Raw genomic sequence first — 20324 nt, 5'->3', positions numbered from 1 at the left:
CGCAATAGAAATCGCCATAGGAGCCCCAGGAAGGCCCTTCCCCGGCCTCGTCGCGCCAGCGTAGGTTCAAACCCGCCGGCTGCCGCCCACGGCGTTCAATGATGCTTCAAAAACGAAGCGGGCGCATAGGGCCGCCCCCGATCCGCGCGATCCGCTGAATTCTTCCGGACCCGGACAGGTGTCCGGGGCATCGAGCCGGGCGGGATCGCCCATGGTCGGCTCATGTCGAAGCCCGCCGCCCCGAAGATTGCGCTCTGCGCCGCCTTGCCGATCCCGGCGGCGGTGGAAGGGGCCGTCGCGCCCCAGCGCATCCATCTCCTGCCGGCGGGCGAGATCCGCACTCAGGACGGACGCGGCCCCTACCGGGTGGCGGACGTCGCCGAGCTGATCCGGATCAGCATGCCGGACGGCACACGGCTCCCCCTCGACGAGAACCATTCGACCGACCTTGCCGCTCCGCGCGGCGAGCCCGCGCCGGCGCGTGGCTGGATCACCGGTCTTCACGCCGAGGCCGATGGCCTCTGGGGCGACGTCGAGTGGACGCGTGCCGGCCGCCGGCTCGTCGCCTCGAAGGACTACCGGCACATCTCGCCCGTCATCGCGCATCGACCGGACGGCACGGTCACCGGCCTCCTGCGCGCCTCCCTCGTCAACCGTCCCAACCTGCTCGGCCTGGCCGCGCTCCACCAACAGGAAGACCCGATGGATTTCTTGGCAAAGCTCCGAGCGAAGCTCGGGCTGGCGGCCGACGCCGACGAAGCCGCCCTGATGACGGCCGTCGACGGTCGGTTGTCGGATACCTCCGCGCATGCCGCGCTCCTGGCGCCGATCGCCAAGGCCGCCGGCCTGCCCGAGACCGCCGATGGTGCCGCCGTGCTCCAGGCGGTCCAGACGCTCAACGACCCGGCGAAGATGGTGCCGGCCGCCGCCGTCATCGCGCTCCAGGCGCAGCTCACCGCTGAGATCACCGATCGCCGCCGGGAGAAGGCGGTCGAGGCGGTGGATGCCGCGATCAAGGCCGGCAAGATCGCGGCACCCACGGTGATGCGCGACCACTACATCGCCCGCCACATGGTCGATCCGGTCGCTGTCAACCTGGAGCTGGGATCGATGGTCTCGCTTCACGCCGCCGGCGGTGGCAGCGCCTTGCCGCCGAAGCTCGGCGCAGACGGCAAGCAACTCCTCGACGGCGAAGAGGCCCGGATCGTCGCGCTCTCCGGCGTGTCGGTCGAGGATTACCTCAAGACCAAGGCCTCCCTTGGTCTCAGCGAGGGAGCGCTCTAATGGCCGCGCTCACCACGAACCGCCTCACCCGCAACCGCTCCGGCGATCTGCGCGAGCCGCTGGTGAAGGCGAACGCCGTCATCTTCGCAGGCGCCATGGCCGCCATCGACGCCAGCGGCTTTGCCGTACCGGCGGCTTCGGTGGCGGCGCACCGGGTGCTCGGCATGGCCGAGCGCCAGAGCGACAATACCGGGGGCGCCAACGGCGCGATCCGTGTCCCGGTCCGGACCGGCATCTTCCAGTTCGACAACTCGGCCTCGGCCGACCTGATCGGCCTGAAGGACATCGGACAGCCCTGCTACGTGGTCGACGATCACACCGTGGCGCTGACCTCCAACTCCGCCGCCCGTCCCGTCGCCGGGACGATCTTCGACGTCGATCAGCTCGGCGTCTGGGTCGAATTCTCCTGAGGTCAGCCGAACCATGATCGTCAACAACGCGAACCTGCGCTCTCTCTTCATCTCGCACTCCACCGCCTTCCAGGGCGGCTTTGCCGGCGTCACGCCGACCTATCAGCGCGTCGCCATGACGGTGCCGTCCTCGACGCGCGCGAATGAGTACGGCTGGCTGAAGGACATGCCCCGGATCCGCGAGTGGATCGGTGACCGTGTCGTCGAGAGCCTGGAAACCGCCGGCTATCTGATCCGCAACCGGTCGTTCGAGAGCACGATCAGCGTCAGCCGCCCGGATATCGAAGACGACAACGTCGGCGTCTATGCGCCGATCTTCACCGATTTCGGGCGCTCGTCCGCCAGCTTCCCGGACGAGCTGGTGTGGCCCGCGATGCAGGCCGGCTTCTCGACGCCCTGCTACGACGGCCAGTTCTTCTTCGACACGGATCACCCGGTGCTCGATGCCAACGGCCAGATCACGTCGGTCGCCAACACCGATGGCGGGACTGGTGCCCCCTGGTTCCTGATCGACGACAGTCGCTCGTTCCGGCCGATCATCTACCAGACCCGGAAACCCTTCAAACTGACCCGGATGGATGCGGACACGGACGAGGCCGTCTTCAACCGGAACGAGTTCCGGTACGGCATCGATGGCCGCTGCAACGTCGGCTACGGCTTCTGGCAGCTCGCCTGGGGTTCAAAGCAGCCCCTGGACGCGACCCGCTACGAGGCGGCGCGTGTCGGCCTCGGCAAGATCAGGGGTGATCGGGGCCGCCCACTGGGCATCGTCCCTCGGTTGCTGGTCTGCGGTCCCTCGCTGGAAGGTGCTGCCCGCGCGCTCCTTAACAACGAGATGCTCCCCGGCGGCGGCACCAACCAGTGGAAGGGCACCGCCGAGCTCCTCGTCGTTCCCTGGCTCGACTGAGCGCGGCCTGATCCGGCGCTCGCGCCGGAGTGATCCTCCATCCCGAGCTGAGAGCAGACCATGAAGCGTCCCATGAGCACGGCCACCCCCAAGAGCGGCGAGATCGCCGCTGTGGCCGATACCGCGACGGCGGGCGGAGCGTCGTCCGTTGCGGGGGAGGCGTCCCTCACGGGCGCCTCCGAGAATACCCGAGAGGGGTTGGCAGTCGGGGAGGCCGGCGGGCCTGCCAAAGACCCAGCTGTTGTGGGTGTGTCTGCCTCGCAGACTGTCGCAACCCCGTCAAAGCAGGAGGAGGTCGCCGCCGCGGCCAACTCCGCCCTTCTGTCCGGCGGCCCCCAGGGCGTCGCCATGGCTGCCGAGGCCGCAGCCGGCTCCGCCCTGCAGGCGCCCAGCGTCGGGAGCGGGCCGGTGGCCGAGCTCGATGAGGCCGCGATCCGTCGCTACTTCGAAACGCCGAGGCCTGCGTTCCTGGCCTCGATCGCCGAGCGTTACGGCTTCGTCGCCGCCGGCCCGGCCGTGGCGGTGGAGAACGCCGCCGGCGTCGCCCCTGCGCTGATGTCCCGTGAGGGTGCGTTCGGGCCCGCGCCGGAGGTGGGCCGGACGGCCTTCCTCTATGACACCGATGTCGAGGGCATGGCCGCCGTTCGGACCCCCGGCGTCAAGCTCGCGGAGCCGATGCCGCAGGACCGGACCAACGTCGCCGATCTGATCAAGCGGGGCTTCGACCTGATCGTGACGTCCAGCCACGAAGGCTTCCGCCGCGCTGGCGTCGCTCATCCCAAAGCAGCGACCCTGCGCCGGAGCATGGATTTCACGGTCGACGAGCTGTTGGCGCTCGACGACTGCCCCGTGCTCGTCGTCCAGGCGCTGCGGTGATGTGGACCGCGAAGTACGGCGGGTGGGCACGTGTCCGGTTGACGTATTCGCGTGAGCGTTTCGGACACGTCCGCCGCCTTCCCGGCTTCACGGCCGACTTCTTCGAGATCCGCGTGAGTGAAGCGGATCTCGGCCCGTCCGAAATCTTCGCCGCGAGCGAGGTCCAGTCCATCCTCCCCCTCACAAAGGAAGAGGCGCTGGCGGGAATGTCCACCGCCTTTCCGGTGTCGGCGGCGGCCCAGCAACCGACCATCGGGCGGATCGTCCACTTCCTCCAGATCGGCGATCGCGGCGAAGTGGCGCCGAGCCCTGTGGCCGCCATCATCACCGGTGTCTTCGAGGCGGGCGACGGCGACGACATCTGCACGCTCACCGTCTTCGAGCCGGGCGAGCCACCGCGCCCGCTCCCCGAAGCTGTCCGCCATGGCATCGCACCCGGCCACTGGCGCTTTCCGCCCATCCAACCGGTCTAGAAATGACCTACGCCCAGACCTCCGACCTGATCGTGCGCTTCGGTGAGACGGAACTCGTCCAGCTCACCGATCTCACGCACAAGCCGCCGACGACGGTCGAGCAGGATACGGTCGACCGGGCGCTGGGCGATGCCACGGCGTTTATCGACGGCTATCTGTCGAAGGTCTACGGACTGCCGCTCGCCAGCGTTCCTGCGAACCTGGTCAAGATGTGCTGCGACATCGCCCGGTATTACTTGCACGGGAAGCGGGTCGACAAGGATAGCCCCATCACCCGCGCCTATGCCGAAGCCGTCGCCTGGCTGAAGGACGTCGCCGCCGGCCGGGTCAAGCTCGACGACGGCGGTGTCACGCCCGCGCCGGCGGAAGGGTCGGCCGGCCGCGTCTCTGGATCTAAGCCCGTCTTCACCCGCGACAGCCTGCGGGGGTTCTGATGACCGGCGCCAGCATCAAGATTGAGATCGCGGACGCCGACATCGCTGCCGCCTTCAAGGGGCTCGTTGCTGCCGGCGGCGATCTCGTCCCGGTCATGGAGGATATCGGCGCGGCGCTGCTCTTCTCGACCCAGCGCCGCTTCGAAGCGCAGGCGGGTCCGGACGGCCAGGCCTGGGCGCCGTTCGCTCCCTCGACCCTCAAGCGCATGCCGGACCGCCGCAAGCCGGCCCAGCTCCTGCGCGATCGCGGCCGGCTCTATTCGAGCCTGACCTTCGATGCCCAGACGGATGCGGTCGAGGTCGGCACCAACCTCGCCTATGCCGGCATTCATCAATTCGGCGGCGATATCCCGATCCCGGAGCGCCAGGGCTCGGCCACCTTCGTCATCGTGGCCAAGGGCGCCGGCAAGACGAAGGATGGGCGTCGGGTCGGCTCGCGGCTCCGGTTTGCTCGCGCCAGAACGCGCGCCAAGTCGAAGCACACCAAGGCCTTCACCGTCCCGGCCCACTCGATCAGCATCCCGGCGCGGCCCTATCTCGGCATCAGCGATGCCGACAAGGCCGAGATCCTGGCGATCGTCGCCGACCACCTGGCCCAGGCCGCCGGTATCGAGGGCGCGCCATGATCCAGGAGATCATCGATCGCCTCACGGCCGAAGCCTCGCCGCCCTTCTCGATCGTCGAGGGATCGGCCGAGCTGGCCTCGCTCGGCACGGCCCAGCCGAACGCCCTGCCGGCCGCCTACGTCTTCATCTCGGAAGAGGCGGCTGCCGATAACGAGCGGGTCAACGCGGTCCTCCAGCGCATGGAGGTGGACGTCTCCGTCGTCGTCATCACCGGCAACGTCTCCGATGCGCAGGGCGCCGCCGCCTCGGTCGAGATCGAGAGCCTGAAGAAGGTCGTGCGTGCCGCCCTCATCGGCTGGCAGCCCGAAGGAGCCGACGACGTCCTCACCAATGTCGGCGGCCGGCTGGTGCGCGCCCGCGACGGGCTCGTCTGGTGGGAGCTGACCTTCGCCACCGCAACCTACGAAGAGGGCTGATCCATGGGTGTCCGTGAAGCCGGAAGCTACGTCGTCGATCCGAAATCCGGCGAGGAGAAGCTCGTCGAGCGCACCGTCCAGAAGGACGGCAGCCGCTTGGCCGAGGACGTCGCCCCGGTGCCTGAGGTGCCGACCATGGCGGAGGCCCTCCCTCCCAGCGAGGCAGAGGCCGCCGAGGTCGTGGCGGAAGAGCCGCCCAAGACGGGCCGCCGCCGCTCCCCCGAAACCGCCACGCAGGAGTGATCCATGGCCCGTCGCTACAACAAGCTCGCGGTCCTCGCGAAGGTCGAGACCACCTACGGAACGAGCGCGGCGCCCACGGGAGCCGCCAACGCCATGCTGGTGTCGAACGTGACCGTGACGCCGCTGGAGGGCGATGAGGTCTCCCGCGACCTGATGCTGCCCTACTTCGGCGATCAGGGCATGGTCCTGGCCGGTGTGTTCGCTCGCATCCAGTTCTCGGTCGAGATCGCCGGCGCTGGCGCCGCCGGAACGGCTCCGAACTATGGACCTCTTCTGCGCGCCTGCAGCATGTCCGAGACGATCACGGCCACGACGAAGGTCGAATACAAGCCCGTCTCATCCACGCCCGAGGCGGTGACGCTGTTTGCCAACCTCGACGGGGTGAACCACGCCATGGTCGGCGCGCGCGGCACCGTCACCCTGGCGCTGGCGCCGAAGACGATCCCGAAGTTCACCTTCACCATGACGGGAATGCTGGGCCCGATCGGCGATGTGCCGCTCCCGGCCGCGACCGTCACCGGCTTCCAGAAGCCGCTGGTGGGGTCGAAGGCGAACTCCGCGTTCGTCCTCCATGGGCTGGCCGCTGTGCTGGAGAGCCTCAACCTCGATCTCGGCAACCAGATCGAGCCGCGCATGCTCATCGGCGCAGAGACGATCGAGGTCGTGGATCGCAAGGCGTCGGGTACCGCCGTGATCGAGGCCGTGTCGGCGGCGACCAAGGACTGGTTCGGCATCGCCCGCGCTTCGACCCTCGGCGGCCTGCTGGCCACGCACGGCACGGTCGCCGGCAACATCTTCGAGATCGAAGCGGCGGCCGTCCAGATCGGCAAGCCGGCCTACGGCAACACCCAGGGCATCACGAACCACTCGCTGCCCCTGAAGCTGATCCCCGTCACCGGCGACGACGAAGTGACCTTCCGCGTGCGCTGACCGCGCCGATCGCCGCCTTCAACGCCCCTTCAAGCCCGCATCCAGCCAAGGCCGACGTTCATGTTCAAGCTCGCGACCAAGCACACCTTCCTGTGGCCCGTGACGGTGAGGATGCCCGATCCTGCCAAGCCGGGCGCCGTCGTCGCCCATACCTTCACCGCGACGTTCGAGGCGATCACGCAGGCAGAGGCAGCCGTGATCGATGCGAGGATCCGGCAGGACTATCCCGACGATTACGAAACCCATTCGGCGGATTACATCCTTGATGTGACGCACGACTGGCAGGACGTCGTGGACGCGGGCGGTGAGCCCGTCCCCTTCTCGAAGGACCTGTTGGCCCAGCAGCTCGGTCTGAGCTGGTTCCGCCGCGGGATCGTGGCCGCCTACAGCGAGGCCATGAACGGACAGGCCGCCCGCCAGGGAAACTGACAAGGGCGGCGCAGGCGCTCGCCTACACCTGGACCGGCCGGGCCGATCCGGCGGCGGTCGCCGCCCTCGACGACGACACACGACGGCAATTCGCGGCGCTCGGCATTCCTGCCGAGGCCTTGCCCGGCGGGGATGCTCCCGGCGAGGCGGCGATCGAGGTCTGGGATGTCAACTGGAAAGCCTTCTGCCTCTTCAGAGCCTGCGCCACGCAATGGCACCACATCATCTTGCCCGGCGCGCTCCTCTACGCCGGCCTCGACTATGTCGCCGTGGAGGTCGTGATGCGCCGCCTCGCGCCCGGCGCCGACCATGACGCCCTCTTTGCCGACGTGATGTGGATGGAGGGCCAGGCCCTGCCGATCCTCAACGAGGTGCGGGCATGACGCTGCAGCTTGCCGTCCGCATCACCGGCGATGCCAGCTCGCTCACCGCGAGCGCAGAGGAGGCGACCGCCGCCGTCAACGATCTCGGCGGCGCGGTACAGGCCACCGGCGCGAAATCCTCCACCGCCGCGAAGGGGATCAAGGATGCGGCCGACGCGGCCGGTGCTGCCGCCCGCACCGGCGCCACCGGCGCGGTCACTCGCCCAGCCGCTGTCCCGCCGGCCCGTCCCCCGGCGGTGCCGCAGGGATCCACTGCGCCAGCGCCATCGCCGGCGACGCCGTCCGCTCCGGCAGTCCGTCCGGTCCCCAGCGCCGTCGCGGCCGTGGGCGGGCTCGAAGCGGGGGCGCAGGGTGCCACCGCAGCCGTCAACGGCCTTGGCCTCGCCCTCCAGGACGCCGCCGCGAAATCCACCACGGCGGCCAGGACCATCCGCGAGGCCGGAGAGGCCGCCGCGCGCCCGGGCGCGCCTGGCGCCGTCGCCCCGGCCGTTCTGCCCGGGCCCGTCCCTACCGCGCCTCGGCCGCAACTCGTCCCGCCGGCGCCGTCGCCACCGATCCCGCCGCTGCCGCCGGAGCGCCGCCCGCCGCAGGCCGGCCTGCGCCGCGATCAGTGGCAGAACCTCGGATACCAGGGTGGCGACATCCTCTCGTCGGGGTTCTCTGGCGCGTCGCCGCTGATGCTCCTGGCGCAACAGGGACCGCAGATCGTTCAAGTCCTTGCCGATGCGCCCGGCGGCATCGCCGGCGGCCTGAAGGCGGTCGCGTCCGGAGCGGCCAGCATCCTCACGCCCGTGCGGCTCCTCGCCGGCGGCTTCGTCGGCCTCGGCGTCACGGTGGCGGCGCTCGGCATCTCCTGGTCGAATTCCCAGGATGCGATCGAGAAGGGCCTCACCGGCATCGGCGCGAAGTCGCGGGCCACCGTGGCCGACATCAACGCGATCGGCGCCAGCCTCGCTGCCAGCGGAAAGCTGTCTGTAGGCGAAGGCCGGGGCGTCGCGACCCAGATCGCCGCCGCCGGCAACATCGATGTCTCCAACATCGGAGCGGTGGGAGCGCTGGCGCCCGGCTACGCCAAGATGTTCGGCAAGGACATCGATGCGGCCGGTGCGGATCTCGCGCGGATCTTCTCCGAGCCGGTGAAGGGCGCAGCCGAACTGGATGCACGCGTCGGCGGGCTCGATGCCTCGACCCAGCGCTACATCAAGACGCTCACGGAACAGGGGAACCGGCAGGAAGCCATCCGGGTCACTGTTCGCGCATTCGCGCCCGACCTGGAAGCGGCGGCGGCCAAGACAGGCCTATGGGCGGCCGCTTGGAACAAGGTTGCGAGCGCCGCCGAGGCTGCAGCCGCATACGTGGTCGCCCCCTTACGATCCGGCACGACGAAAGAGCAGCTCGACGCGGCCGAGAAAGAGCTCAAGGCCGCCGAGGCGGCAAGCCAGCGCAGGCTTGTGATCGGCGGTGGCCCAGACCTGGCCCAGCAGCGTGCCGCGGCAATCACGGCCGGCAAGCGTGCGGAGCGGGATCGCCTTCAACAGCAGTTGAACGACGAGGAGGCTGCGCCGGGCATCAAGGCTGCGGCTGAGCGGTCGCAGCAATACCAGGGGGCGGTCTTCGCGGTCCGGCCACAGATCGAGGCGGCCGAAACCCTCACCAACCGCCTGGAGCTTTTGAAGAAGGCGCAGGGCGACCTCGACGCCCTCTCCGGCATGTCGGCGAGCGCCCGCCAGGGGCTCGTTGGGGCGATCGAGGCCACCAAGGGCGCGATCGAAACCACGATCTCGGCCGAGGAGCGGGCTCGGAAATCACAAGAGCTGACGATCCGGTCGATCGAGGCGCGCACGGCGGCCGAGAGGGCGGCTATCGCCGAAGAGCAGAAGCGCTTGGACCTGGCCGGGCAGGCCATGAGCGCCGACGAGCGGCGCCGGCAGATCGAAGGCGCCCGCGCCGCCGTCATGGCGCAGTCGACGCGTGACAGCCAGGACCGCCTGCGCGGCTCCACCGCCACGGCCGCCGCCGCCGGTTTACCCGCCTACCAGCGCCGGATCGCCGAGCTCGATGCGAAATACGTCGACATCGACAAGGCATCCGAGGGCAATCTCCCGGCGGTCGCCAACAACCAGAAGGCCAAGGCGGCCGAGCGCCAGGCCATCGACATCGAGACCTATGGCGGGCCGTTGCGCGAGGCGGACCGGGCGATCCGGGAACAGGTCGCCGGGCTGAAGCTCCAGGAGGCCGCGTTCGGTGCCTCGACCGAAGCCGCCGCCAAGGCCGCAGCCGCACAGCAGCTGATCAACCAGTACACCGCCGATGGCGTGCCGATCACGGAGAACCTGCGCCGCGCGATCGACGCTCAGGCGGGGGCGCTCGGCAAAATCGCCGCCGAGCAAGAGGCGCTTCTCCGCAAACAGCGCGAGATCGTCGGAGGCATGGACGACATCCGGGGGAGCGCCCGGAGCGGCCTCACCGGGATCTTCTCCGACCTGTCGAAGGGCAAGAGCCCGCTCGACGGCATCACGTCGTCGCTCGACAGCATGTCGTCGCGGATCTTCGACCGCACCGTCTCGACGCCGCTGGTGAACAACCTGTTGGGTCAGGAAGGGAAGGCCGGAAGCGGTCTGTTCGGCGATGCCGTCAGCAGCATCTTCGGCAAGGCGCAGGCGGTCTCCACCGCGCAGATCAGCGCCGGCGTCGTCAACCTCACCGGGTCGATCGCGGGCCTGACCGGCGGCGCGGTGGGAGCCGCCGCGAACAGCAACGTCCCGAGCGCGGCCACCGTCGCGGCGGGGCTGGCCGGCAAGTCCGGGACTTCGGAGGGCGACCTCGCCCGCTATGCCGCCGCGATCCGGACCACAGAGAGCGGAAGCGCGGCGGGCAATTACGGTGCGCTTGGCCCCATCACGAAGTCCGGCGACCGGGCCTATGGCGCCTACCAGGTGATGGGCAACAACATCCCGTCCTGGACGAAGGATGCGCTGGGAAAGAGCCTGACGGCCGACGAGTTCCTGAAGGACAAGGGCGCGCAGGACGCCGTCTTCAACAAGCAATTCGGTAGCTCGGTCGCGAAATACGGCAACGCCGACGACGCGGCGTCCGTGTGGTTCACCGGCCGGCCCCTCGCCCAGGGCGCGGGGCTGAAGGACGTCCTCGGCACCTCCGGCTCCAGCTACGTCGACAAGTTCAACAAGGCCCTGCCGTCCGCCGCGCCGGCGGCGCCCACTGCGACTGCGGCGATGCCCCAGATCCAGAACCTCGACGCCTCGCTGCAATCCTTCAGCACGTCGACCACGACGGCACAGCAGAGCCTCACCGGCCTCACCGGTAACCTCACGGCCCTGCCGGGTCCGTTGAGCCAGACCAGCCAGGGTCTATCCCAGGTCGGGAATTCGCTCGGCTCGGGCGGCGGTGGCGGCGGCCTCCTCGGCGCGATCGCCAGCCTGTTCGGCGGAGGCAGCGGTGCCGGCGCAGCCACGGCAGCAGCAACCCCGACCGTGACGGCCGCCACCGGCGGGCACATTCGCGGGCCGGGGACCAGCACGTCGGACAGCATCAACGCCCGGCTCTCGGACGGCGAATTTGTCGTCAACGCCAAGGCGACATCGGAGAACCTCTCGCTCCTCCACACGATCAACAATGGCGAACGTCCCCTGCCGGCCTTCGCCGAGGGCGGCGTCTACGGCTCGGCTCCGCCGGCGGCGGCCTATCAGGCGGAGCGTGAGCGCCGGGGCGAGCCCGCGATGCCTGCACAGGCCGCCGGCGGCGGGCAGGAGGTCCATATTCACGGGGCCGGCCCGGTGAAGAGCCAGAAGCGCTCTCGGGGCCGGAACGGCGGTGAGCGGACAGATCTGATCTTCGGCGCGATGAACGCGGCCGAGATCGGCACGCCCGGCTCTGCGACCTCGAAGGCGCTCGAGCAGCATTACGGTCTGCAGCGCCAGCTGGTGAGGCGCGGATGATCCCGTCCTGGCCCTCATCCCTGCCGCAGCATTTCGACCGGCCCGGCTTCGACGCGGGCATGGGCGATGGTCGCGTCCGCTCGCGGACCGAGGCCGGGCCTGGCAAGCAGCGCGAAGGTTTCCGGGCGGTCGCCGACCCGGTGAAGGGCACCATGACGATGCGCGGCGCACAGCGCGCCCAGTGCATTGGCTTCGTGCGCGAGACCCTGCGCAACGGCAGCTTGCCGTTCCTGTTCCCGGACCCTCACCGCGAGGGCTACGACCTCCTGGTGACGTTCGACGAGACCATGCCGCGCTGGAGTAACCCTGCCGGCGATCTCTGGACCGTGGAGCTGGACCTCGTCAGCCTTCCGACCGGAACCTGGATCACGGGCACCCCGACGCTACCGCCGGGCGGCGTCTACATCACCTGGAATGGTGCCTACCTGATCTTCAACGATGCGCTCCTCAGTTCGGTGGATGCGCAATGAGGACGCTCTCGCGCGCTTTCAAAGCCGAGCTACTGGTGGAGAACAGTGGGCTGACGGAAGTCGGCCTCATGACGATCACGCATCCGGATCTGGACGAGCCGATCCGTGCCAGCTCCCATCCGGGCGATCTGATCTCGGTGGACCCCCTCGTCTACGCCCTCAAGTCCCGTGGTGAGACGTACCTCTACATCGATTTCGCCTTCACCTTTCCCGACGACGAGGAAGGCAAGACGGAAGCGATCCAGATCGTCCTGGAGAGCATCAACCGCGAGACGGTCGATCTCCTGCGCTCCACCATCGAGCCTGCGATCGTCACCGTCGAGATCGTCAGCCTCGATACGCCCGACCTCGTCGAGATCCAGTGGCCGGAATTCGACCTCGTGCTGGCGGACGGCGAGCTGTCGCAGATCACCCTTGGCCTCTCCCTCGACGCACAGGGCGAGGAACCCTTCCCCTGCGACAGCTTCACCCCAGCCAGCCACGGGGGGTTGTTCTGATGGGCGCGCAGAACATCTGGGACGATCTCGTCGGGATCGACTGGCTCGCCCACGGCCGCGATCGCGCCGGCTGCGACTGCTGGGGCCTGCATCGGCTTGCCATGTGGCAAGGCGCGGGCACCCAGCTTCCGAGCTACGCCCAAGGCTATGCCACGACGCAGGACCGTGCCGCGATCCAGGATCTGATCGATGGCGGTCGCGGGGCCTACGAGCGCGTCCACCGCGAGGATGCGCGCGCCTTCGACCTTGTGCTCCTCTATGGCGACCCCTGGCACGTCGGCACCATCGTGCGCCCCGGCCTGATGCTCCACATCCCGGAGGGGCGGACCAGCGTCATCGAGCCCCTGACGCTCGGGCGTTTCGGCCGCCGCGTCGAGGGCATCTATCGCCACGAGGCGCTGCGATGAACGCGCCGATCCGTGCCCCGCTGCAGGGCGAGCTTCTCGGCCGGGCCGACACGATCACGGTGATCGCGTCGCTCCATCCGCTGTCGCCGTCGCGGGACATCCATACCCTGCCGGCCGGTCTCAGCATCCGCGAGATCGTCGACATCGCCGTCAGCCAATCGGCCCACGGCCGCTATGCCGGCGCCCTGTCCGCGTGGGTCGAGACCGACCCGGTTCCCTTGGCGCTCTGGAACGCTGTCCGGATCAAGTCCGGCACCCGCGTCGTGCTTCGTGCCGTCCCCCAGGGCAGCGGCAGCAGCGTCCTGAAGAGCCTCGCGATGCTGGCGGTCGCGGTGATCTCGGCCTTCGTCGCCCCCTACCTCACGCCGATCATCGGGGCGACGGCCGCCACCTTCGCTGCCGCCGCCGTGGCGGTCGCCGGCTCGCTCCTGATCAATGCCCTCTTCCCGGTCGACACGCAGAAGAACAAGGGCACCGTCTACTCGATCGCCGGCAATCAGAACCTCGCGACGAAGTACGAGCCGATCCCCTTCCTGCAAGGTCGGATGCGGGTCTATCCGCGCTATGCCGCCAGTGCCTACACCGAGATCGTTGGCGATGATCAGTATCTCACCGTCATGTTCGAGCTCGGCTACGGCCCCCTCGACATCACCGATCTGAAGATCGGGGACACGCCGATCAGCGCCTTCCGCGAGGTCGAGGTGGAGATCGGCTACGGGTACCCGGACGATCCGCCCTCGAAGCTTTACCCGAGCCAGGTGATCCAGACGGATTACAACATCGAGCTCAAGGCGGTCGACGGGCCGACCGTCCGCGCCACCTCCGAGAATTGCACCGGCTGGTCGGTGGACGTGGTCGCCCCCAACGGTATCAGCAAGACGAAGAAGGACGGCACGATGGTGTCCTTCGACGTCGATCTGCTGGTGGAGCAATCCGTGGCTTATGCCGAGGATTGGCAGCCGGTTCAGACGGTCCGCTTCAGCGGGGCGAAGAACCAGACGATGCGCAGGAAGGTCGAGCGTACCGCCCCGGACGGACAGTACGATATCCGGCTTCGGCGGCTGAGCGCCGATACCGACGATCTGCCCAACATCGTCAGCGGCACCGGGTTCTCCGCCCTGCGCTCGTATCGCAACCGGCCGCCGGTCAGCTTCAAGAAGCCGAGCGCCAAGATCACCCTCAAGATCAAGGCGACGTCGCAGCTCAGCGGCATGATCGACAACTTCAACGTCGTCGCGACGAAGCGAGGGAAGGCCTGGGACGGCGCGGCCTGGCAGCCCGACCTGCCGAGCCAGTGGCCGGCCGACGCGCTCATCCGGCTCCTGCAGGGAGATGCGATCGCGCGGCCGGTCGCAGACAAGCGGATCGACTGGCCGACGATCCAGGCCTGGCACGCCAACTGTGTGCTGAATGGCTGGAAGTACAACAAGGTCCATGTCGAGCGCCGGGGCATCCGGGCGACGGCGCAGGATATCTGCTCTGCCGGCCGGGCGGCGGTCGTGTTCCGCGACGGCATGTGGTCCGTGGTCTGGGACGATCCGACCGCGCCGATCGTCCAGCATTTCACGCCTCGGAACTCCCGAAACTTCCGCTGGCAGCGCCAGTACAAGCGGCTGCCTCATGGCCTGCGGGTCAAGTTCCTCAACGAGAACCGTGGCTGGCGCGAAGACGAGATCGTCGTCTACCGCGAGGGCTATGACGCCACTAACGCGACGCTGTTCGAGGAAGCCGAATTTCCGGGCCAGACCGACCACGTCCTGAACACCAAGCACGCCTACTTCCACCTGGCGCAGCTCGAATACCGGCCCGACGAGATCTCGCTCGATGTCGACATCGAGCATGTGATCTGCACACGCGGCGACCGTGTCCGCGTGGCGCACTCGGTGCCGTCCTGGGGCCTGAAATCCGGCCGGGTGATCGAGGTCGCCGAGAACATCGTCTGGCTCGACGAGCCGGTGACGATGGTCGACGGCAAGACGTATTGCTGCCGCTTCCGGTCCGTGGACGGTTCGCTGATCAGGGACGTCGTCACGGTGGCCGGCACCTCGAACGCGCTCCTGCTCTCCGGGGAGGGTGAGGTGCCGGAGGCTGGCGAGCTCGCCATGTTCGGCGAGACCGGATTGGAGAGCGTCATCCTCCGCGTGAAGACGATCAAGGGCGCCGCGAAACTCGCCGCGACCCTGATCCTGGTAGCCGACGCGCCGGAGATCGCGGAGGCCGCCGGCCGGCCGATCCCGCCGATCGTCGAGCCCGCGTCCCCTCTCGACGGGAAGCGCGAGCCGAGCATCTCCGAGATCTTCGAGGACCAGACCTATTCCGGCGCCGCGTTCACGCCGGCGGCGACCATGACGTGGGAGATGGCGCGGGCGATCCCGACCATCACCCGCTTTGAAGTGGCGTTGAAGGCCCCCGACGACACGACCTTCGGGGCTGCGATCACGGTGGCGGCGCTCCTGCGGCGCTACACCTGGAGCGGCCTCACCGCCGGCGATTACGCCTTCCGGGTCCGGGCGTTCTTCGCGGACGACACGGTCTCCGACTGGACCGCCACGTCGCAGATCCTCGCCGGCTTCACCCGGCCGCCGGAAGACGTCAGCGGCCTGACCGTGTCGTTCGTCGGCGACCGCGCCGTGTTCGGCTGGAGCGGCCCGGAGAAGCCCGCCGCGCGGCTGGAGCTGCGCCGGGCGGCGGCGACCACGGGCGCGACCTGGGACGCCGCCACCGTGCTCGACAGCCGCGCGGACGGCACCGCCCTGTCCGTGCCCTACGCGACCGGCACCTATCTGGCGAAGTTCGTCAACGGTGGCGGCCTCTACTCGGCCGCGACGGCGACCCTCGTCGTCACCGGCCGCCCGGCCGGCGGCCGGAGCGTGGCTGAGATCTACGACCTCGCGCCCTTCGAGGGCACGCATTCCGGCACGGTCGAGGAATTCGGCGCAGTCCGCCTCGCCGCGACCGCTGGCGGCGCGCTGCCGGCCTCCGGCTTCTACCAGCTGGCCGGGACGCTGGATTTCGGAAGCGTCTCCACATGCACCCTCTCGGGCAGCCTCCTGGCCCATGGGCTCGATTTGTCGGGCCTGATCGGCGCCGGACCCGACATCTATGGCGTCGAGGAGACGGCCTGGGCCGCCGGCCTGGAGATCAGCACGACGCGCGATGCGCCGGTCTCCGCCGATGCCACGTGGTCGGGCTGGGCGCCCTTCGTGCCCGGTGAGGTCACCGCCCGCGCCTGCCGCGTCCGGGTCCGGCTGGGGAGCCTGGGCACCGCGATCACGCCGGCGATCGAGCTGATCGGCCTGAAGGCCGAGGCCGCCGCCCGCAACGAGGTCGGCAACGCGGTTCCGATCCCGGCCGCCGGCGCTGCCATCGTCTTCGACGCGAAGTTCATCGCCGAACCGGCCGTCGTCGTCACCGGCCGCGACTTCGTCGACGGCGATCGCGCCGTCATCACCGCCCGGAGCGCCTCCGGGTTCACCCTCACCATCCGAAACAGCGCCGGCACCGGCGTCGCCCGGACCGTCGATTTCATCGCGTCGGGATATGGACGGAGCCTTTCGTGATCGAACGCACCCTCGACCTTCGCATCTTCGCGCTCAACCTTGCGGCCGGGGTCGGAACGTCCCTCCTCGCCTTCGAGGCCGATGGGCGACCGGTGAGGCACACCGCGCTCTTCCAGCGCGTCCAGAACCTGGAGACCGCGAACACCAACATCACGGCGTCGTTCACCGGCTTCGACAACCGGCTGAAGGCCGTTGAGAGCTTCACCGGGGTCGGAAACACCAGCCTCGTCCTCGACGTGGCGGACCTGCAGAACACCCGCTACTCGTCCCGACCCGGCGATGCGCCCCGGACCTGGACGACCAACGTCGCCAGCTCGCCCGCCGACGTGACGCCTTTGACCCTCGGCGGAGCCTTCAGCATCGTTCGTGGGCCGGGAGGCAAGGCGCTACGGATCACCGGCAACGGGTTCGCGGGGCCTGATGTCCTGATCCACCTCGATAAGGATCGGACCGTCGAGATCGCCTTCGAGCTCTCCCGGCCGGTCAACGATCCGGTGGCCGCCAACAACGTGCCAGGGATCGAAATCCGAGGCTTCGACGCGCAGGGCAACGCCCTCGCTTCCGTGCCCATGCCGGCAACGGCCCTGACCTTCGCCGACGACGTGATCACCTATCGCGTGCTGGTGTCCCGCACCCCCGGTGTCGGCACGCGGGATATGCCCGAGGGCACCACGGACATCCGCCCGGTTGTCAGCAACAGCGGCACGACCGGCGCCCTCAACGTCTACGGCGTCGAGTATCGCGACCGGATCACCCTGGCCTCCCTGATCGAGGCCGGCGTGCTGGCCAGCACGATCCCGGACACGGCCCTCCTCGGCTTCGACGTCAACGGTGCCTCCCAGAAAATCACCTTCAAGGATTTCAAGAAGATGTTCAATCCGGACGTCTATACGACCTTCGAGACCATCAATGTGGACACCAAGTCCCATGTGCTCGTCGGGGCCGACCCGAACATGGTCGAGATCAACTGGCAGTCGGCAGGCGCCGACATCGCGGCCTGCGCGACCTACAACAGGGCCACCCTCGATCTGAGCACGCCCTCGGTGCTGGCCCAGGACGGTGGCAGCGGGCGGATCAAGTTCGGGAAGCTCGGGGCGACGGCGCCGATCTCGCTCATCAGCTCGATGCCGTGCACCGTGACCGTCGAGATCACGCGGCTGACCCAAAACTATACGAAGTACAAGCTCTTCGGCGACGACATGATGAGCTACTGGCCGCGCCAGGATGTCGACGAGCGCTTCCGCGCCGCCATGCGCACCGCGTTGAACGGTGCCGACACCGGCAATCTCATCAACAAGAAGGCCCGTTTCCTCTACTGCACCGGCGCCTTTGAGGAAAACGACGCGATCAACCTCTTCAACCCGGAGGGTCCGCGGCTCACCTTCAATCGCGGCACGACGGGGCTCATCACGACACCCCACGCCTTCATCAGGGGTGGTGGCGTGGACGCCCACGTCGAGACCGGCCAGACGGTGGATCTCCTCAGCTTCGACCCCAACAGCCATTTCATGCTCTGCATGGCCGGGAGCACGGCCCTGGATCCGGACGGCATCCAGATGGCCAACTCGATCAACTATTACCTGTCGTCCAACCTCACGGCGACGAAGGGCGGCGTGCGCACCGGCGGCGGGCGAGACGATCTGCCCTCGGCGCCCGGTCGGATGATCGCGTTCAACCGCGTCGATGCCGGGACTTACAACCAGTTCGTCGATGGCGTGAAGGTCGGGCAGACGATCGCCCGACCAACGGCCGCCGCTCCAAGCGGGACGCTCAAACTCCTCGCCGTTCCGAATGCGGGCGGCGTTCAGTCAGCGTCGAAACTGCCGCTTACCCTCGCCATGTGTGGCGCCGGCTACAACGACGACACTACCGCGATGAGGCGGCTCTACGAGCTCTTCAAGCCGGTGGTGGACGTGAACGCCGTGATCCGCGCCGAGCTGGTCGCCGCCGGAGGGGCCGCCTGATGACCGTCCTCCTCTACCCTCTGAATACGACCGCCTATGCGGCGGGGTTTGCCGCCTGCGAAGTCGGCGCGGACGTGATCGGCGTAGAGCCGAGCTATGTCGATGGGGCCATGGCCCTGACTGGCCTCGGACAGACCGACCGTCAGGGTACCTGGAGCGGCGACACCAAGACGCCGATCCATTGGGGCTGGGCGCTGAAGTTCCTCCTCGCGGCCGGGACGGCGATCGGTCTCTCCAACACGATCTACTACTTCCCGGACAACGCCACCGCGCGCGCGATCTTCACCTCCGAACTGAACCGGTTCGCCGAGCGCGTCCCGGCCTCCGGCGGCAAGCGGGCGCGGGGCAAGTTCACTGTCCTCAAGGAGCACGAGCTTCTCGACGTCGTGCGCAGCCCGTTCTTCCCGTTCCCCATCACGGGCTTCACCTTCATCGACGCCTCGACGGCCGAGCGCAGGGTCATCAAGATCGCCTGCAGCAATGCCGGCGATTGCGGTGACGAAGGCGACATCGCCGCCAAGGTCTGCGTCACCCGCAAGGGGCGCGAGGGCGTCATGTCCTCCGGCGAGCCGACGAATGGCGTGCGTCCCGGCGTGGAGACCCCGGCCAAGGCCTTCGACGAGTATGGCGAGCGCCTGCCCAACATCTACCCGAAGCCGTACCAGCGCGAGGGGCGGGCCGACCTTCGCGAGATGGCCAACAACATGCGGATCCTGGTCACCACGACCGCGGGGAGCATCAAGTTCGGCACGATGGACCTGCCGGGCTGGGATCCGCGCAAGTACGACACCTTCCTGAAGATCGCGGTTGCCAAGGGCTACACCAAGATCCCCGGCAGCATCAGCGGCGACCCATTCCAGCCCGGCGGCGCCTTCCTCGAAACCGACATGAACAACGGGGGGCTGCTGCAGATCGGCTCGAACGATGTCGGCGGTTTCCTGGAATGGTACGCGCTGACCTGGGCCGGGCGCGAGGTGCGCAAGGATGAATACATCCTGTGGTGCCTGGGCCTGTTCAAGACGATCTGCGTCGATCAGCAATGGGCCGACGCCCTGCCGGCGATGGTGGCCGACACCAAGCGCTACGGGCTGATCCCCGGCGTCTTCACCTTCCCCGGCTGGAATGCCGGGGAGACGGTCCAGATGGGCACCCGGCGCTTCAAGGCGCCGTACATCTACGAAGTCACGGGCATCGTGGATGACGACGGTCTGGCCTACACCACCTTCGCTCCGCCCGCCTGGACCGGCAGCACGAGCTACAGGGTCGGGGACAAGAGCTCGAACGGGCTCAATCGCTACCAGGTCACGGCCGTGCCTGTCCCGGCGCCCGGCGAGCCTGCCGTGGGCACCTCCGCCGCGAGCGGTGGCCCAACGGGTAAGACGGCCTCGATCACCGATGGCACGGTGACCTGGAAATACATCGGCCTCGTGACCCCCACGGCGCCGACCGCCTATCGCCCGGCCGGCGACACGGCGACCGTCATCACCGGGCCATCGGGCGATGGTGCGGCGATCGCGGACGGCACGCGCGTGACCTGGAAGAAGCACCGCTTCTTCCAGCCGGGCATGTCTCCGACCCTCTACAAGCGCCAGGGTCGCCGCATCAGCGGACGGGCCGAGCAGACCTTCCGCGACGTCATCCTCCCGACCTCGGAAGCCGGCGTCGATCAGCCGATCACGCCCTACGGCTATCCGCATTTCGACAGTCACCACGTGACGCGGTCGCATAACGACAACGGCAACATCGCTTTCGCGGGCGGCTCCGGCCTTGCGGGCGTCGAAGACACCCGCGTCGCCATGATGAAATGGGGCTCGATCCTGCCGGCGCGCCTGGAATGCCCCAACCTCGTGGTGCTCCGTGCCATCTCCGGTACCTTCATGGGCTGGATCACCAGCCGCATCGAGCTCGCCACGATGAATATCGGCTACGCCGGCGGCCTGGCTCTCGGGCTTGCCGATCAGCTCGGGATCTACGTCGGCGACCTCGACTACGAAACCCAGCTGCTGCCGGTTCTCCTGGAATTCGGCGCTCCCCTCTCCATCCCGAAGGCGGCTTGATC

General features: G+C 68.5%; 19 protein-coding genes. All 19 read left to right on the top strand.

Going from position 1 to position 20324, the window contains the following annotated elements:
- Nucleotides 1-222: 222 nt before the first annotated feature.
- The 19 genes from ASF08_RS06190 (at nt 223) to ASF08_RS06100 (ending at nt 20322) form a co-directional block, all read left to right on the top strand.
- A complete protein-coding gene (locus ASF08_RS06190) occupies nt 223-1284 on the top strand; it encodes a phage protease (RefSeq protein ID WP_056142702.1) in 1062 nt (353 codons plus the stop codon).
- Nucleotides 1284-1694 carry a hypothetical protein gene (locus ASF08_RS06185; protein ID WP_056142699.1) on the top strand — a complete coding sequence of 137 codons (411 nt, stop codon included), beginning with the start codon at nt 1284-1286 and terminating at the stop codon, nt 1692-1694. Before ASF08_RS06190 ends, ASF08_RS06185 begins: the two co-directional genes overlap by 1 nt.
- A 13-nt stretch (nt 1695-1707) precedes the next feature.
- Complete coding sequence (locus ASF08_RS06180) at nt 1708-2601, top strand: Mu-like prophage major head subunit gpT family protein (RefSeq protein WP_056142697.1); 894 nt, start codon at nt 1708-1710, stop codon at nt 2599-2601.
- A gap of 72 nt (nt 2602-2673) precedes the next feature.
- Nucleotides 2674-3477 carry an HI1506-related protein gene (locus ASF08_RS06175; RefSeq protein WP_156629481.1) on the top strand — a complete coding sequence of 268 codons (804 nt, stop codon included), beginning with the start codon at nt 2674-2676 and terminating at the stop codon, nt 3475-3477.
- Nucleotides 3478-3515: 38 nt separating this feature from the next.
- Nucleotides 3516-3950, top strand: coding sequence for a hypothetical protein (locus ASF08_RS06170; RefSeq protein ID WP_156629480.1), 435 nt, complete (start codon nt 3516-3518; stop codon nt 3948-3950).
- A 2-nt stretch (nt 3951-3952) separates the two neighbouring features.
- Nucleotides 3953-4384, top strand: a complete 432-nt coding sequence (locus ASF08_RS06165) for a gp436 family protein (protein WP_056142689.1) — start codon at nt 3953-3955, stop codon at nt 4382-4384.
- On the top strand, nt 4384-5010 hold the full coding sequence (locus ASF08_RS06160) for a phage virion morphogenesis protein (RefSeq protein ID WP_056142686.1): 627 nt from the start codon (nt 4384-4386) through the stop codon (nt 5008-5010). The genes ASF08_RS06165 and ASF08_RS06160 overlap by 1 nt, the downstream gene beginning before the upstream one ends.
- On the top strand, nt 5007-5426 hold the full coding sequence (locus ASF08_RS06155) for a Gp37 family protein (protein ID WP_056142685.1): 420 nt from the start codon (nt 5007-5009) through the stop codon (nt 5424-5426). The genes ASF08_RS06160 and ASF08_RS06155 overlap by 4 nt, the downstream gene beginning before the upstream one ends.
- Before the next feature lie 3 nt (nt 5427-5429).
- Nucleotides 5430-5669 (top strand): hypothetical protein, encoded by a 240-nt coding sequence (locus tag ASF08_RS06150; protein ID WP_056142682.1) that lies wholly within the window; start codon nt 5430-5432, stop codon nt 5667-5669.
- Nucleotides 5670-5672: 3 nt separating this feature from the next.
- Nucleotides 5673-6599: a phage tail tube protein gene (locus ASF08_RS06145; protein ID WP_056142678.1), complete on the top strand. Its 927-nt coding sequence runs from the start codon at nt 5673-5675 to the stop codon at nt 6597-6599.
- 60 nt (nt 6600-6659) lie between these two features.
- Entirely contained in the window at nt 6660-7028 is a 369-nt protein-coding gene (locus tag ASF08_RS06140) for a hypothetical protein (RefSeq protein ID WP_056142675.1), read from the top strand.
- Nucleotides 7029-7147: 119 nt separating this feature from the next.
- On the top strand, nt 7148-7411 hold the full coding sequence (locus tag ASF08_RS25155) for a DUF1799 domain-containing protein (protein WP_056142667.1): 264 nt from the start codon (nt 7148-7150) through the stop codon (nt 7409-7411).
- Nucleotides 7408-11367: a phage tail length tape measure family protein gene (locus ASF08_RS06130; protein ID WP_056142665.1), complete on the top strand. Its 3960-nt coding sequence runs from the start codon at nt 7408-7410 to the stop codon at nt 11365-11367. Before ASF08_RS25155 ends, ASF08_RS06130 begins: the two co-directional genes overlap by 4 nt.
- Complete coding sequence (locus ASF08_RS06125; protein WP_056142655.1) at nt 11364-11837, top strand: hypothetical protein; 474 nt, start codon at nt 11364-11366, stop codon at nt 11835-11837. The genes ASF08_RS06130 and ASF08_RS06125 overlap by 4 nt, the downstream gene beginning before the upstream one ends.
- Nucleotides 11834-12334 carry a DUF1833 family protein gene (locus ASF08_RS06120; protein WP_056142652.1) on the top strand — a complete coding sequence of 167 codons (501 nt, stop codon included), beginning with the start codon at nt 11834-11836 and terminating at the stop codon, nt 12332-12334. Before ASF08_RS06125 ends, ASF08_RS06120 begins: the two co-directional genes overlap by 4 nt.
- The gene (locus ASF08_RS06115; protein ID WP_056142649.1) at nt 12334-12741 is read left to right on the top strand and encodes an NlpC/P60 family protein; all 408 of its coding nucleotides are present in this window, start codon (nt 12334-12336) and stop codon (nt 12739-12741) included. Before ASF08_RS06120 ends, ASF08_RS06115 begins: the two co-directional genes overlap by 1 nt.
- Complete coding sequence (locus ASF08_RS06110) at nt 12738-16301, top strand: host specificity factor TipJ family phage tail protein (RefSeq protein WP_056142646.1); 3564 nt, start codon at nt 12738-12740, stop codon at nt 16299-16301. The genes ASF08_RS06115 and ASF08_RS06110 overlap by 4 nt, the downstream gene beginning before the upstream one ends.
- Nucleotides 16298-18265, top strand: a complete 1968-nt coding sequence (locus tag ASF08_RS06105) for a hypothetical protein (RefSeq protein ID WP_056142638.1) — start codon at nt 16298-16300, stop codon at nt 18263-18265. Before ASF08_RS06110 ends, ASF08_RS06105 begins: the two co-directional genes overlap by 4 nt.
- Complete coding sequence (locus ASF08_RS06100) at nt 18265-20322, top strand: FAD-dependent oxidoreductase (RefSeq protein ID WP_056142635.1); 2058 nt, start codon at nt 18265-18267, stop codon at nt 20320-20322. The genes ASF08_RS06105 and ASF08_RS06100 overlap by 1 nt, the downstream gene beginning before the upstream one ends.
- The last annotated feature ends 2 nt before the right edge of the window (nt 20323-20324 follow it).

The sequence above is a fragment of the Methylobacterium sp. Leaf85 genome, from assembly GCF_001422125.1.
Classification (GTDB): Bacteria; Pseudomonadota; Alphaproteobacteria; order Rhizobiales; family Beijerinckiaceae; genus Methylobacterium; species Methylobacterium bullatum.
This window is presented reverse-complemented; position numbering and strand designations above follow the sequence as displayed.

Excerpts from the sequence above, each read along its gene's own strand:
- ASF08_RS06190 (WP_056142702.1), top strand. The coding sequence starts at position 223 with ATGTCGAAGCCCGCCGCCCCGAAGATTGCGCTCTGCGCCGCCTTGCCG.
- ASF08_RS06185 (WP_056142699.1), top strand. The coding sequence starts at position 1,284 with ATGGCCGCGCTCACCACGAACCGCCTCACCCGCAACCGCTCCGGCGAT.
- ASF08_RS06180 (WP_056142697.1), top strand. The coding sequence starts at position 1,708 with ATGATCGTCAACAACGCGAACCTGCGCTCTCTCTTCATCTCGCACTCC.
- ASF08_RS06175 (WP_156629481.1), top strand. The coding sequence starts at position 2,674 with ATGAGCACGGCCACCCCCAAGAGCGGCGAGATCGCCGCTGTGGCCGAT.
- ASF08_RS06165 (WP_056142689.1), top strand. The coding sequence starts at position 3,953 with ATGACCTACGCCCAGACCTCCGACCTGATCGTGCGCTTCGGTGAGACG.
- ASF08_RS06160 (WP_056142686.1), top strand. The coding sequence starts at position 4,384 with ATGACCGGCGCCAGCATCAAGATTGAGATCGCGGACGCCGACATCGCT.
- ASF08_RS06155 (WP_056142685.1), top strand. The coding sequence starts at position 5,007 with ATGATCCAGGAGATCATCGATCGCCTCACGGCCGAAGCCTCGCCGCCC.
- ASF08_RS06150 (WP_056142682.1), top strand. The coding sequence starts at position 5,430 with ATGGGTGTCCGTGAAGCCGGAAGCTACGTCGTCGATCCGAAATCCGGC.
- ASF08_RS06145 (WP_056142678.1), top strand. The coding sequence starts at position 5,673 with ATGGCCCGTCGCTACAACAAGCTCGCGGTCCTCGCGAAGGTCGAGACC.
- ASF08_RS06140 (WP_056142675.1), top strand. The coding sequence starts at position 6,660 with ATGTTCAAGCTCGCGACCAAGCACACCTTCCTGTGGCCCGTGACGGTG.
- ASF08_RS06130 (WP_056142665.1), top strand. The coding sequence starts at position 7,408 with ATGACGCTGCAGCTTGCCGTCCGCATCACCGGCGATGCCAGCTCGCTC.
- ASF08_RS06125 (WP_056142655.1), top strand. The coding sequence starts at position 11,364 with ATGATCCCGTCCTGGCCCTCATCCCTGCCGCAGCATTTCGACCGGCCC.
- ASF08_RS06120 (WP_056142652.1), top strand. The coding sequence starts at position 11,834 with ATGAGGACGCTCTCGCGCGCTTTCAAAGCCGAGCTACTGGTGGAGAAC.
- ASF08_RS06115 (WP_056142649.1), top strand. The coding sequence starts at position 12,334 with ATGGGCGCGCAGAACATCTGGGACGATCTCGTCGGGATCGACTGGCTC.
- ASF08_RS06110 (WP_056142646.1), top strand. The coding sequence starts at position 12,738 with ATGAACGCGCCGATCCGTGCCCCGCTGCAGGGCGAGCTTCTCGGCCGG.
- ASF08_RS06100 (WP_056142635.1), top strand. The coding sequence starts at position 18,265 with ATGACCGTCCTCCTCTACCCTCTGAATACGACCGCCTATGCGGCGGGG.